At 69.3% G+C, this 12,659-nt stretch carries 13 protein-coding genes; 2 read left to right on the forward strand and 11 right to left on the reverse strand.

Annotated features, from left to right (window positions below; all coding sequences use genetic code 11):
- Positions 1–114: 114 nt before the first annotated feature.
- Together ispD and C8D81_RS19795 are read right to left on the reverse strand one after the other, a co-directional pair.
- Positions 115–828: a 2-C-methyl-D-erythritol 4-phosphate cytidylyltransferase gene (gene ispD, locus C8D81_RS19790; protein ID WP_229237989.1), complete on the reverse strand. Its 714-nt coding sequence runs from the start codon at positions 826–828 to the stop codon at positions 115–117.
- A 28-nt stretch (positions 829–856) separates the two neighbouring features.
- Complete coding sequence (locus C8D81_RS19795) at positions 857–1,342, reverse strand: CarD family transcriptional regulator (RefSeq protein WP_094357255.1); 486 nt, start codon at positions 1,340–1,342, stop codon at positions 857–859.
- 205 nt (positions 1,343–1,547) lie between these two features.
- Between C8D81_RS19795 and C8D81_RS19800 the strand changes: the two genes are divergently transcribed.
- Positions 1,548–2,207: a hypothetical protein gene (locus C8D81_RS19800; RefSeq protein WP_133626659.1), complete on the forward strand. Its 660-nt coding sequence runs from the start codon at positions 1,548–1,550 to the stop codon at positions 2,205–2,207.
- 65 nt (positions 2,208–2,272) lie between these two features.
- Here the strand turns inward: C8D81_RS19800 and C8D81_RS19805 are convergent, their stop codons facing one another.
- The 7 genes from C8D81_RS19805 to C8D81_RS19835 form a co-directional block, all read right to left on the reverse strand.
- On the reverse strand, positions 2,273–3,214 hold the full coding sequence (locus C8D81_RS19805; RefSeq protein WP_094357259.1) for a ribose-phosphate diphosphokinase: 942 nt from the start codon (positions 3,212–3,214) through the stop codon (positions 2,273–2,275).
- Positions 3,215–3,243: 29 nt separating this feature from the next.
- Positions 3,244–4,077 (reverse strand): ABC transporter ATP-binding protein, encoded by an 834-nt coding sequence (locus tag C8D81_RS19810; RefSeq protein ID WP_229119275.1) that lies wholly within the window; start codon positions 4,075–4,077, stop codon positions 3,244–3,246.
- 2 nt (positions 4,078–4,079) lie between these two features.
- Complete coding sequence (locus C8D81_RS19815) at positions 4,080–5,102, reverse strand: ABC transporter substrate-binding protein (protein WP_094357261.1); 1,023 nt, start codon at positions 5,100–5,102, stop codon at positions 4,080–4,082.
- Positions 5,103–5,120: 18 nt separating this feature from the next.
- Complete coding sequence (locus C8D81_RS19820; RefSeq protein ID WP_208109418.1) at positions 5,121–5,954, reverse strand: ABC transporter permease; 834 nt, start codon at positions 5,952–5,954, stop codon at positions 5,121–5,123.
- Positions 5,955–6,070: 116 nt separating this feature from the next.
- Entirely contained in the window at positions 6,071–6,931 is an 861-nt protein-coding gene (locus C8D81_RS19825; RefSeq protein ID WP_133626661.1) for a sugar phosphate isomerase/epimerase family protein, read from the reverse strand.
- The gene (locus C8D81_RS19830; RefSeq protein WP_229237990.1) at positions 6,928–8,139 is read right to left on the reverse strand and encodes a dihydrodipicolinate synthase family protein; all 1,212 of its coding nucleotides are present in this window, start codon (positions 8,137–8,139) and stop codon (positions 6,928–6,930) included. Before C8D81_RS19830 ends, C8D81_RS19825 begins: the two co-directional genes overlap by 4 nt.
- Entirely contained in the window at positions 8,136–9,311 is a 1,176-nt protein-coding gene (locus C8D81_RS19835) for a Gfo/Idh/MocA family protein (RefSeq protein WP_208109419.1), read from the reverse strand. Before C8D81_RS19835 ends, C8D81_RS19830 begins: the two co-directional genes overlap by 4 nt.
- 148 nt (positions 9,312–9,459) lie before the next feature.
- Between C8D81_RS19835 and C8D81_RS19840 the strand changes: the two genes are divergently transcribed.
- Complete coding sequence (locus C8D81_RS19840) at positions 9,460–10,473, forward strand: LacI family DNA-binding transcriptional regulator (RefSeq protein WP_094406141.1); 1,014 nt, start codon at positions 9,460–9,462, stop codon at positions 10,471–10,473.
- An 89-nt stretch (positions 10,474–10,562) separates the two neighbouring features.
- Here C8D81_RS19840 and C8D81_RS19845 read toward each other — a convergent pair whose 3' ends face one another.
- The gene (locus C8D81_RS19845; protein ID WP_094357270.1) at positions 10,563–11,240 is read right to left on the reverse strand and encodes a response regulator transcription factor; all 678 of its coding nucleotides are present in this window, start codon (positions 11,238–11,240) and stop codon (positions 10,563–10,565) included.
- Complete coding sequence (locus tag C8D81_RS19850; protein WP_094357272.1) at positions 11,237–12,502, reverse strand: sensor histidine kinase; 1,266 nt, start codon at positions 12,500–12,502, stop codon at positions 11,237–11,239. The genes C8D81_RS19845 and C8D81_RS19850 overlap by 4 nt, the downstream gene beginning before the upstream one ends.
- Between the last annotated feature and the right edge of the window lie 157 nt (positions 12,503–12,659).

Genomic DNA, 12,659 nt, shown 5'->3' on the forward strand with positions numbered 1-12,659 from the left:
GCCAGTGTCGAGATCGGTCAAACGAACAACCCAGACCCCAAAGACATCATCCCCAAGGCCACCGGACCCCCACCACCATCCTCACTGTGTCGAGATGACCGCGTCGGGCTGGGCTCAGTCGGCGCCTGCCTGGTCGAGGAGGGCCTCGGCGATCGCCAGGTCCACGGGTTCGGTGATCTTCATCGCCAGCCGGGAGCCCTCGACGAGTTCGACCGGGACGCCGATCGCCTCGCAGCAGGCGGCGTCGTCGGTGACCACTGCGCCCGCCTCGGCCACGTGCTCGTGGGCCCGGCGCAGGGTGGCCAGGTCGAATCCCTGCGGGGTCTGTACGCCGACCAACGCGCTGCGATCGACGACCGTCGATGTCCGTCCGGCCGGACCGGATGACACCCGGCGGATCGAGTCGATCACCGGCAGCACCGGTACCACGGCGGCATGGCCCGCGCGGACCGCGGCGATCACCCGCGCGACCAGCGCGGCCGGGACCAGCGGGCGGGCCGCGTCGTGCACCAGCAGCACGGCATCCCCGCCGTCCGGCGCGCAGGCGGCCAGGCCGCGGCGTACCGAATCCTGACGCTCCGCCCCGCCGACGACCAGCTCGGTCGCTATCGGTGCGCCGGCCAGGGCCGCGGTGAACTCGTCCGCCAGACCGGCCGGGACGGTGACCACGGCCCGTTGCACCCCGCCGGCGGCGAGCTGCTGCACCGACCGCCGCACCAGCGGTACCCCGCCGAGCTCGCGCAACGCCTTGGGCAGGCCGCCGCCGAGTCGGGAACCAGAACCGGCCGCCGCCACGAGGGCGACGACCGGTTTCAGTGAATCAGTCAACTCTTGCAAATCACACTGTGGTTGAAGATCAGGACGCGAGGACCTCGTCGAGCATGGTCTCGGCCTTGTCCTCCTCGACCTTCTCGGCGAGCGCGAGCTCGGACACCAGGATCTGACGGGCCTTGGCGAGCATCCGCTTCTCGCCGGCCGACAGTCCGCGGTCCTTCTCACGACGCCACAGGTCACGCACCACTTCGGCAACCTTCATCACATTGCCGGAGTGCAGCTTCTCCAGATTCGCCTTGTAACGCCGCGACCAGTTGGTGGGCTCCTCGGTGTGCGGAGCACGCAGGACGGAGAAGACCTTCTCCAGTCCGGCCGCGTCCACCACATCCCGAACCCCGACCAGATCCAGGTTGCACGCCGGCACCCGAACCACCAGGTCGTTCTGGCCGACGATCCTCAGCACCAGGTAGAGCTTGTCCTCACCCTTGATCTTGCGGGTCTCGATGTCCTCGATGACGGCCGCCCCATGATTGGGATAGACCACCGTTTCGCCGACTGTGAAGGTCATATGTTGTAACCCCTTTCCCGCAGACCAGTTTAGCACGGCCCGCGACCACACCTCCGGGCGTTTCCCGTAGCCAGAGCGGGATCGGCGCCCCTTCTCGATCTTGACAAGCCGGTCAGCGTGTGCATCGGGACGGGGCCCGGCGGATTCTTGGTACGCTGCCACCGACATTCCCAGGTGAGTCAGGAGCCCAGCAGAAGTGGACCCCGTGAAGATGAAGCGTGCCAGGTTCGCCCGCGGCGTTGCCGCCCTCGCACTGACCGGTGCCCTGGCGGGCGGGCTGGCCGGCTGCGGTGCGCCGCAGACCCTGCAGCCCTACACCCCGGCCGCCGGTGTGAACACCGACATCGGTCCCGAGGGGGCCACCCCGCTCAAGGTGCGCAACCTGCTGGTGATCAGCAGGGAGCCGGGTCAGGGCTTCCTGTCCGGGGCGATCGTGTCGCCGACCGACCAGGTCGTGCCCGAGGGGATCGTCACCCGCCGGGTGCCGGTGCCGGCGGACGCGCTGGTCGGGGTGAGCGGTGCCGCACTGGCGCCGAACGATGCCCCCGAGGGCCAGTTCGCCCCGGTCCAGACCAATGTGACGCTGCCGCCCGGCCAGCTGGTGGTGCTCACCGATCAGCAGCCCATCCAGCTCACCGCGCCCGGACTGACACCGGGCCTGCTGGCCGACGTCACGCTCACCTTCCGCAGCGGCGCGACCACCACGCTGCGGGTCCCGGTCGTCGACGGCAACCTGCCCGACTACCGCACGGTGACCCCGGGCCCGCCGGCCGGCTCGGCCTCCCCGTCCGCCGGGGCGACACCGGCCGCCGGGGCGACACCGGCCGCCGGGGCGACACCCTCCCCCGCGGCGACCCCCGGCTGAGATCCCGCGGACAGCACAACGGCCCGGTGGCGTGACCACCGGGCCGTTCGCGTTTCCCGCTCCGATCAGTTGAACAGCGAGGACACCGATTCCCCGGAGTTGTGCCGGCGGACCGCCTCGGCGAACAGCGGCGCGACCGAGCGGGTCTCCAGCTTGTCCGGGGTCCGCTCGGCGGTCAGCGGGACGGTGTTGGTGGTGACGATCTCCGACACGTCGTCCTGGTTGTTCAACCGCTCCACCGCCTTGCCGGTGAACAGGCCGTGGGTGCAGGCGATCGAGATCGACTTCACGTTCTCCTCGCGCAGCCGGTCCATCAGCTCCAGCATCGAACCGGCGGTGGCGATCTCGTCGTCGATGATGATGACGTCCTTGCCGGCGACGTCACCGACGATCCGGTCGATGACCACCTTGTCGTCGGCCATCCGCTGCTTCGAACCGGCGGCGACCGGCAGGTTCAGCAGCCGGGCGAACTGGGAGGCGACCTTGGCGTACCCGAAGTCCGGCGACACGACGACGGTGTTGCTGAGATCCTTGCTCTTGTAGTGATCGGCCAGCTCGTGCACCGCGGTCAGGTGGTCCACCGGCACCGAGAAGAAGCCGTGCACCTGCTCCGAGTGCAGCGCCATGGTGATCACTCGGGTGGCACCGGCCGCGGAGAGCATGTCGGCGACCAGCCGGCCGCCGATCGAGATCCGGGAGGCGTCCTTCTTGTCCGAGCGGGCGTAGGCGTAGTGCGGGATGACCGCGGTGATGTGGCTCGCCGACGCGCCCCGGGCGGCGTCCAGCATCAGCAGCAGCTCCACCAGGTTCTCCTGCACCGGCGGCACCAGCGGCTGGACGATGTAGACGTCCTTGCGCCGGCAGTTGGCCTGCAGCTGCACCTGGAGGCAGTCGTTGGAGAAACGGGTGATGTCCGCCGGGGAGAGTTCGACACCGAGGATGTCGCACATCTCCTTGGCGAATTCGGGAGAACCAGAGCCGGAGAAAACGGTGATGTCGTCGGTCACGGGGGCCACCCTAGCCGTTCACCTGCCGTTCAATCGACCTCACCGGTGGTGCCGAGCAGCTCACGGATCTCGCCGGTCAGCTCGGCGAAGACCGGGCTGGCCATGGTCTCGGCGTACCGGCGGTGATCGGGCAGGGGTACGCCGAAGGTCTCGACGATCCGTCCGGGTCGCGGACTCATCACCACCACCCGGTTGGCAAGGTAGACGGCCTCGGGCACCGAGTGGGTGACCATCAGCACCGTCACCCCGGTCTCCTCCCACAACCGCTGCAGTTCGACATTCATCTTCTCCCGGGTGAGCGCGTCCAGGGCACCGAAGGGTTCGTCCATCAGCAGCACCTCGGGGCGGTGCAGCAGGGCCCGGCACAGACTGACCCGTTGCTGCATGCCACCGGACAGCTCGTGCGGGTACGCCTGTTCGAAGCCGCGCAGCCCGGTCAGCTCGATCAATTCGGCGGCGCGTTGCTTCGCCTCCGCCTTCGGCATGCCGCGCATCTCGGCCTGCAGCAGGATGTTCCCCTCGGCGGTCCGCCACTCGGCCAGCGCGGCCCGCTGGAAGACGTAGCCGACATCGGTCCGCGGTTTCGTCACCGCCGTGCCGTTCAGACTGACCGCCCCGCGACTGGGTCGGATCAGGCCGGCGACGACCTTGAGCAGTGTCGACTTGCCGCAGCCCGAGGGCCCGACCAGGCTGATGAACTCCCCGCGCTGCACCGTCAGATCGATCTCGGTGAGCGCCAGGGTCTCGGTCTTCTTGCTGCGGAACAGCACGCCGATGTCGTCGATCTCGACGGTCGGGCCCGCGGTCGGTGCCGGGCCGGGGCGTACCGATTCGGTCTGCATCTCCACGCTCTCCACGCTCACGTTCAGCTCCCCGCCGGCTGGGCCGACCTGTCGAAGTAGGTGTCCACCGGCTTGGCGGATTCGATCAGCTTGGCCTCGGCCAGCACCTGGATGGTTGCCTGCCAGTCGCTGTCGGCATTGGTACCGGGCGCCTTCCCCCTGGTGGCCGAGGTCTCCAGCAGTTTGGTGGTCTCCTGCCACTGGTCCAGCAGCACCGGCTCCGGCGGCATCTGCGGATCCTTGCCGACCATCGACTTGACCGCATCCTGGGGTTTGGCCTGCGCGGCGGCGAAGGCCTCACTGGTGGCCGCGACCATCTTCTTCGCCAGCTCCGGCTTCTCCTTGGCGAGCGCGTTGTTCACCACCAGGCCGTTGGAATAGAAGCTCAGGCCCGCATCGGAGTAGCGGAAGTATTTGACCTCTTTGCCGGACTTGTTGGCGATCGTCGGCCCCTGGTCGTGGGCGAAACCGATCAGCCCGTCCACCTGGCCCGACATCATCGCCGAGATCTTGCCGGCCGCGTCCAGGTTCTGCTGCTTCACATCGTTGGGCTGCAGGCCGGAGCGCTGCAGGAAGATCGGGAAGGTGGTGGTCGGCGCGTCACCGGCGGAGACCGCGATGGTCTTCCCCTTCAGGTCCGCGACCGAGTTGATGTTCTTGTCGGCGAACACCTGCACCGCCGAGGGGGTCGTCTGCAGGAAGACGCCGACGCTCTTGATCGGCATCCCCTTGTCGATGTTCGCCAGCACGGCCGGGGTGTCCGCCCAGCCGAAGTCGACCTGCTTGCTGCCGACGGCCTGGGCGGTCTTGGTCGATCCCTGGCCGGCCTTCACGGTCAGGTTGATCCCGTGCTTGGCGAAGATGCCCTGGTCGAGCCCGTAGTAGAAGGGTGCGTGTTCACCGTAGGGGTACCAGTTGAGCATCAAGGTGACGTCCTGCGGGCCGGAGTCGGCCTGGGCGCCGGAACCGGCGCCGCTGCCGCAGGCGGTGGCGGCGAGGGTGAGCACGGTGGCCGCAAGGGTCGCGGCGATCTTCTTGAACTTCATTGTTCTGCCCTTTCGAGGTCAGGCCTGGACGGTGTTTGCGCCAGCTCCCCGGAAGGAGGAGTGCCAGCCGATGAGGAGTCGCTCCAGCAGCGCGATGGCGCCGAACAGGGCCACGCCGAGCAGCGACATGATGATCAGGGCGACGAAGAGGGTGGCGGTGTCGACGTTGCCGTTTGCCTGCAGGATCACGTATCCCAGCCCGGTGTTGGAGCCGACGAACTCCCCCACCACCGCACCGGTGACCGCCAGCGTCGCGGCCACCTTGAGGCCGCTGAACAGCTGTGGCAGCGAGGCCGGGAAGCGGATCTTGGCGAAGGTCTTCACCTTGGAGGCGCCCATCGTCGAGGCGAGTTCGAGCATCTCCGGATCCACCGCGCGCAGCCCGGCGAGCCCGGAGATGACGATCGGGAAGAAGGCCATCAGCACCGCGACCACGACCTTGGGCGTCATCCCGAAGCCGAGCCAGACGATGAACAGCGGCGCGATGGCGATCTTCGGGATCACCTGGGCGAACAGCACCACCGGATAGAGGGTGCGCTCGACCGGTCGGGAATAGACCATCAGGATGGCCACCAGCTCACCGATCACGAACGCGAGCAGGAAGCCGAGCACGGTCTCGATCAGGGTGACCAGGGTGTGTTCACCGAAGTAGGGCACGTTCGCCGCGAACGCCGCCCAGGTGTCGGCGGGTGAGGGCACCAGATAGCGCGGCAGCAGACCGGCGGCCGTGGTGGCCCACCAGAGCAGCAGCACCGCCACCGCGAAGGCCAGCGGCGGCCAGTGTCGACCCCATTGGATCGCGGCCCGCGCCGGCCGGTGACCGACGGCGGTCTGGACCGAGGCTGTCGTCATTGACATTCCTTCCTGAGGATCCGGGTCGTCACCGACCCGGGTTGGAAAGCGCTTCCCAAGATAGGTGTCGGGGGGTGCGCCGGTCAAGGGTGGTGGCCGAATCGAGACCTGTGGATTCAGGTGCGGGCCGGTTGCCCGGCGCCGGTCAGGTGCGGCAGGACCAGGTCGCGGTAGCGCCCGGTCATCTCGGTGAGCACCTCATCGGCCGACCGCGCGTAGATCTCGGCATTGAAGATCTCCACCTCCACCGGCCCGGTGTAACCGGCGCCCGCGACCATCGCACTGAGTGCGCCGAAGTCGATCACGCCATCACCCATCATGCCGCGGGAGAGCAGCGCGTCGGCCGCGATCGGCAGGTTGAAGTCGCAGACCTGGTACGCCGCCAGCCGGCCCTCGCGACCGGCGCGGGCGATCTGGTGACCCACCTCCGGATCCCACCAGACGTGGAAGGCGTCGACGACCACCGAGACCACCGAGGGATCGAACCCGTCGGCCAGATCGAGCGCCTGGCCGAGGGTGGACAGCACGGCGCGATCCCCGCAATACATGGGATGCAGCGGTTCGAGCACGAGTTGCACACCCCGCTCCGCGGCGTACGGGACGAGGTCGACCAACCGGTCCCGGACCCGCCGGCGGGCGGCGACCAGATCCCGGTCACCGGTGGGCAGTCCGCCGACCACCATGATCAGCTGATCGGTGCCGACGGCCACGCACTCGTCGATGGCGGTTCGGTTGTCGGCCAGGGCGGCCCGCTGCTCGGCCGGTTCGGCGGCGGTCAGGAAGCCGCCGCGGCACAGGCTGGTGACCCGCAGCCCGGACTCGGCGACGAGTTCGGCGGCCCGCTCGAGGCCGACCTCCTGGATCCGGTTGCGCCACAACCCGATGTGGCCGAGACCCGCATCCCGGGTCGCCGCCAACGCCTCGGCCAGGCTCAACCGGGGCGTGGTGCCGGTGTTCAGCGCCAGTTCGAAACTCATCGCACTCCCCCGATCGACGACAGTGCGGCGAATCGCTCGGCGGCCAGGTCGGGGCGGCGCAGCAGCCCGGCCTCCCCGGCCAGCCGGAGCGTCTGACCGAGGTGGACCAGCGACCGCGCCGACTGCATTCCGCCGACCATCTGGAAGCCCGGCTGGTCGCCGTTCAGCCAGGCCAGGAAGGCGATCCCGGTCTTGTAGTGGAAGGTCGGCGCGGCGAAGATGTGCCGGCCCAGCTCCCGGGTCGAATCGAGGATTTCCCTGCCCTGCTGGGGATCGCTGGCATCGTAGCGCTGGAGCGCGGCCGAGGCGGCGGGTGTGATCGCGGCGAAGATGCCGAGCAGTGCGTCGGAGTGCTGGTCACCGTCACCGTCGATCAGCTCGGGATAGTTGAAGTCGTCACCGGTGTAGAGGCGCACCCCGGCCGGCAGCGCGGCACGCAGTGCGACCTCGTGCCGGGCATCCAGCAGGGAGACCTTCACCCCGTCGACCTTGTCGGCGTGCTCCTCGATCAGGGACAGGAAATTCCGCGTCGCGGTGGGGATGTCGTCCGACCCCCAGTAACCCGCCAGCGCCGGGTCGAACATGGGGCCCAGCCAGTGCAGGATCACCGGCTGGTCGGCGCGGCGCAGCAGCTCGGCATAGGTGTCGCGATAGTCGCTCCAGTCCCGGGCGGTGGCCGCCAGGGCGCGGGAGCACATCAGCACCACCTTGGCTCCGGCGGCCTCGACGACCTCGAGCTGCTCGGCGTAGGCGCGGCGCACCTGCGCCAGGTCCGCACCCGGGGTGAGCTGGTCGGTACCGGCACCGCAGGCGATCAGGTCGCGTACGCCAAGCCCTGCCAGGGCGGGATTCCCGCGCCCCAGCTCGGCCGCGGCGGCCGCACTGGAGCGCTCGATCAGCTCGGCGGTGGCGGCCCAGTCCAGGCCCATCCCGCGCTGCGCGGTGTCCATCGCGTCGGCCACCCCCAGACCCAGTCCCCAGATCCGCCGGCGCAGTTCCAGGGTCGTCTCCCAGTCCAGCACCGCGGGAGCACCCGGGGTGTTGTCGGCGGTCATCACCGGTACCACGTGGGCGGCGGCGTACGCCTTGCGGGCGGTCAGCGGCTGCTGCGGGACCGGCCAGTCGGTCGGCTCGGGCAGCCGGTACGCCGACAGGGTTCCGTCGGGCTGCGGCAGTCGCACCGTCGACTCCAGCGTCGGCGCGCTCACAGCGAGAGCTCCGCGACGTCCAGGGTGCGACGCTCGTCGGAGGACTGCAGCCCCAACTCGGCGAGCTGGACGCCGCGGGCGGCCGAGAGCAGATCGAAGCGATGCGGCCGTCCGGCGATCACATCGCGCAGGAACTCCTCCCACTGCAGCCGGAACCCGTTGTCCAGGTCGCCGTTGGCGGGGACGTCGAGCCACTGGGCGCGGAAGGGTTCGGTGGCCGGCAGGTCGGGATTCCAGACCGGCTTGGGGGTGTGGGATCGCTGCTGGGCAACGCAACTGCGCAGCCCGGCGACCGCCGACCCGTGCGAACCGTCGATCTGGAACTCGACCAGTTCGTCGCGGAAGACCCGGACGGTCCAGGAGGAATTGATCTGCCCGATGACCGGATCACCGTCGGGGGTCTCCAGATCGAAGATCGCATACGCCGCGTCGTCGGTGTCCACGGCATAGGGCTCGCCGCGTTCGTCCCAGCGCTGCGGGATGTGGGTGACCGCGCGCGCGTTCACCGTGCGCACCTTGCCGATGATCCCTTCCAGGACATAGTTCCAGTGGCAGAACATATCGGTGGTGATGCCACCGCCCTCGGCCTTCTTGTAGTTCCAGGAGGGACGCTGCGCCTCCTGCTGCTCACCGGTGAAGATCCAGTAGCCGAACTCCCCGCGGAGCGAGAGGATCCGGCCGAAGAAGCCCTCATCGACCAGCCGGCGCAGCTTCACCAGGCCGGGCAGGTAGAGCTTGTCGTGCACCACTCCGGCGGTCACCCCGGTGCGTTCCCGCAGCCGCGCCAGCTCGACGGCCTCGGCCAGGGTCTCGGCGGTCGGCTTCTCCGTGTAGATGTGCTTTCCGGCCTCCATCGCCCTGGTCAGGGTCGGCACCCGCAGGTTGGTCATCGAGGCGTCGAAGACGATGTCCACATCGTCCAGCACCGAGTCCAGGTCGGTGGTCCACTCGTCGAGGCCGTGCTTCTGGGCGAGTTCGGACAGCTTCTCCGGGTTGCGGCCGACGAGGATCGGTTCCACCTGCACCCGGCCACCGTCGGGCAGCAGGATGCCGCCCTCGGCCCGGATCGGCAGGATCGAGCGCAGCAGGTGCTGCCGCAGGCCCATCCGGCCGGTCACGCCGTTCATGGCGATGCGCAACTTCTTCGGGGCCTCGTGCTGTGGGTCGGTCATGGCGTCCTCCGTGGGCTGGGACCAGGTCACCGGGACGAGGCGGATCGCCACGCCGGCACCGGCGCCGGACTATGTTGGAAAGCGGTTTCCCGAGTAGGTTATGCTGCAGGTACCGGGTCGTCAAGGCCCACCCCAGCGAGGAGGCGTCATGGCGATGGTCACCCTGTCCGAGGTCGCTCGGCATGCCGGGGTGTCCCTGGCCACCGCCTCCCGGGTGCTCAACGGCTCCGCCCGCACCCCCGCCGCCGACATCGCCGACCGGGTCCGGGCCGCCGCGACCACGCTGGGTTATGTGCCGAACGCGCAGGCGCAGGCGCTGGCCCGCTCCAGCACCTCGCTGATCGGGTTGGTGGTGCACGACATCGCCGACGAATACTTCGCCAGCATCGCCAAGGGGGTGCAGCGGGTCGCCGCCGACCGGGACCGGCAGCTGCTGCTCGCGGTGGCCGGATCGATCCACTCCGCCGCGCCCGAGGTGGACCGCGCGGTGACCGCGTTCGCCGCGCACCGCACCGACGCGATCATCCTGGCCGGTTCCCGGACCGCGGCCACCGACGCCGTCCGATCCCGGCTGGAGGCGTACCAGGGACGCGGTGGCCGAGTGGTCACCGTCGGCCAGTCCTGGGTGCCGGGAGCGGCCGCGGTGCGGATCGCGAACCGGGAGGGGATGGCCGAGCTGGTCGCCGCACTGGCGGCGGACGGGCAGCGGCGCTTCGCCTATCTCACCGGCCCGGACGCGGCACTGGCCACCGTGGACGACCGGTTGGCCGGTTATCTGGACGGCATCGTGGCGACCGGGGCGGAGAGCGTGGCGCTGATCCGGGGCGAGTTCAGCATGGCCGGTGGGCACGAATGCGGCCAGCGGCTGCTGGAACAGCTCACCAGCACCCGGCGCCGCCCGGTGACGGTGCTGGCCGGCAACGACGTGATGGCCCTGGGGGCCGCCTCGGCGTTCGCGGAGGCGGGCCTGCGGATCGGCCTGGACATCAAGGTCGCCGGCTTCGACGACATCGGCGTGCTCACCCACCTCTCCCCGGGCCTGACCACCTATCGGCTCCCGCTCGGCGAGATCGGCGGTCTGGCCGCGGAGCTGGCGATGGACCCCGAGCTGCCCGACCCGGCACCGGTCACCGGTGAGGTGATCCGGCGCGCCAGCGCCTGACCGCGATCCAGCGAATCTTGAGTGCATATCCCTAACCCTGTAGGGCTGGCGAGATGCACCGAGGATTCGCTGGATCGCACTGAGGGTGGCTATCCCTCGAACTTGTAACCCAGTCCGCGGACGGTGACCAGGTACCGGGGCTGGGCCGGATCGGGTTCGATCTTGGAGCGCAGCCGCTTCACGTGCACGTCCAGGGTCTTGGTGTCCCCGACGTAGTCGGCACCCCAGATCCGGTCGATCAACTGCCCGCGCGTCATCACCCGGCCGGCATTGCGCAGCAACATCTCGAGCAGCTCGAATTCCTTCAGCGCAAGGCGTACCGGCTCACCGTTCACCGAGACCGTGTGCCGTTCCACATCCATCCGGACACCGCCGCTCTCCACCACATCGGGGACCAGCTCGACATCCTGACCGCGGCGCAGCACCGCCCGGATCCGGGCCACCAGTTCGCGGTGCGAGAAGGGTTTGGTGACATAGTCGTCGGCGCCCAGTTCCAGTCCGACGACCTTGTCCACCTCGGCGTCCCGGGCGGTCACCATGATCACCGGCACGCTGCCGCGCAACCGCAGCTGGCGGCACACCTCCGTACCGGGCAGGCCGGGCATCATCAGGTCCAGCAGCACGATGTCGGCGCCGTTGCGGTCGTACTCCTCGAGCCCGAGCTGGCCGTTGGGCGCCTCGATGACATCGAACCCCTCCTTGCGCAGCATGTAGGCAAGTGCCTCGCGGTAGGACTCCTCGTCCTCCACCACCAGCACACGGGTCATCGCAGGACCTCCCCATTCTTCTGGCCGACCGGCCCGGTCTCGATCTCATTGGGCGCAACGTTGGAAAGTTCTACCAAATCGGCGTCACCGTCCCCGACCAGCTGCTGGTCGAGGTCGGCATGCGCCGGGATCCGGATGGTGAACGTCGAGCCCTGGCCGAGCTTGGACCAGACGCTCACCGTGCCACCGTGGGCCCCGGCGATGTGCTTGACGATCGACAGGCCCAGCCCGGTACCACCGTTGTCGCGGCTGCGGGCGTAGTCGACCCGGTAGAAGCGCTCGAAGATCCGGGGCACGTCCTTGGCGGCGATCCCGATCCCCGAGTCGGAGACGGTGAGCTCGACGTAGTCGTCGTCGGCATCGCTGGTACGCCGGGCCGCGACGGCGACGCGATGCCTGGGTTCGGAGTAGATCACCGCGTTCTCCACCAGATTCGACACCGCGGTGGTGAGCTGCTCGGTGTCGCCCATCACCTTGCATCCGCGCTCCCCCGCCACACTGAGGGTGACCCCGCGGGCACCGGCCCGCTCCTGGCTGCGGCGTACCGCGGTGGCCAGCACCCGGTCGATGTCGACCTCCTCGGCGGTGTGCAGCGGATCGTCGGCCTGCAACCGGGAGAGCTCGATGATCTGGGCCACCAGCTCGGACAGCCGCGCCGATTCACGACCCATCCGGGAGGCGAACCCGCGGACCGCCTCGGGATCGTCGGCGGCGTCCTCGACCGCTTCGGAGAGCAGCGAGATCGCCCCGATCGGGGTCTTCAGCTCGTGACTGATGTTGGCCACGAAGTCGCGGCGGGTCTCCTCCACCCGACGGGCCGCGGTGCGGTCCTCGGCGAGCACCAGCACCAGATCGGCGATCGGGGCCACCCGGGCGGTGAGATAGAGCGACGGGGCGCCGCGGCCGCGACGCAGCTCCAGTTCGGCGGTCCGGATCTGGCCGTCCCGGCGCACCTCGCGGATCAGATCGAGCACGATCGGTACCGCGATCCGGGTGCCGCGGACCAGCCCGAAGGTACGCGCCTGGCTGGTCGACTGCAGCACCTGGTCGTGCGGGCCGATGACGACGGCCGAGGAACGCAGCACACCGATCACCGCGGAGACCCCTTCGGGCACGACCGGCTCCGGCGTCGGCTCGGGCTGCACCGGCGCCTCCTCGGCGGCCCGGTCGCCGCGCCCGAAACGCGCGGCGATCAGCCAGCCGATGAGGACACCCAGGGTGACCCCGAGCAGGGTCCACCAGATCCACGTCACGCCTTGCATGGTAGGCCCGATTCGACGAGCCCGGCCCCACCCGGCGGGTCGATACCGGTCGGACCCGGCGCGTCTGGCATCTTGTTCTACAAGTGTTCACTCGGCGTTCATGCCCTTGGGGCCACGATGCTGTGGCATCCCGTAGGTTGGACGCCGAATGGGCCGC

The sequence above is a fragment of the Enemella evansiae genome, assembly GCF_004362375.1.
GTDB classification, from domain to species: domain Bacteria; phylum Actinomycetota; class Actinomycetes; order Propionibacteriales; family Propionibacteriaceae; genus Enemella; species Enemella evansiae.

What these genes read in the sequence shown, in the direction of transcription:
- C8D81_RS19795 (WP_094357255.1), bottom strand. Translation starts at nt 1,342, where the DNA reads ATGACCTTCACAGTCGGCGAAACGGTGGTCTATCCCAATCATGGGGCG.
- C8D81_RS19815 (WP_094357261.1), bottom strand. Translation starts at nt 5,102, where the DNA reads ATGAAGTTCAAGAAGATCGCCGCGACCCTTGCGGCCACCGTGCTCACC.
- C8D81_RS19820 (WP_208109418.1), bottom strand. Translation starts at nt 5,954, where the DNA reads ATGACGACAGCCTCGGTCCAGACCGCCGTCGGTCACCGGCCGGCGCGG.
- C8D81_RS19825 (WP_133626661.1), bottom strand. Translation starts at nt 6,931, where the DNA reads ATGAGTTTCGAACTGGCGCTGAACACCGGCACCACGCCCCGGTTGAGC.
- C8D81_RS19835 (WP_208109419.1), bottom strand. Translation starts at nt 9,311, where the DNA reads ATGACCGACCCACAGCACGAGGCCCCGAAGAAGTTGCGCATCGCCATG.
- C8D81_RS19840 (WP_094406141.1), top strand. Translation starts at nt 9,460, where the DNA reads ATGGCGATGGTCACCCTGTCCGAGGTCGCTCGGCATGCCGGGGTGTCC.
- C8D81_RS19845 (WP_094357270.1), bottom strand. Translation starts at nt 11,240, where the DNA reads ATGACCCGTGTGCTGGTGGTGGAGGACGAGGAGTCCTACCGCGAGGCA.
- C8D81_RS19850 (WP_094357272.1), bottom strand. Translation starts at nt 12,502, where the DNA reads ATGCAAGGCGTGACGTGGATCTGGTGGACCCTGCTCGGGGTCACCCTG.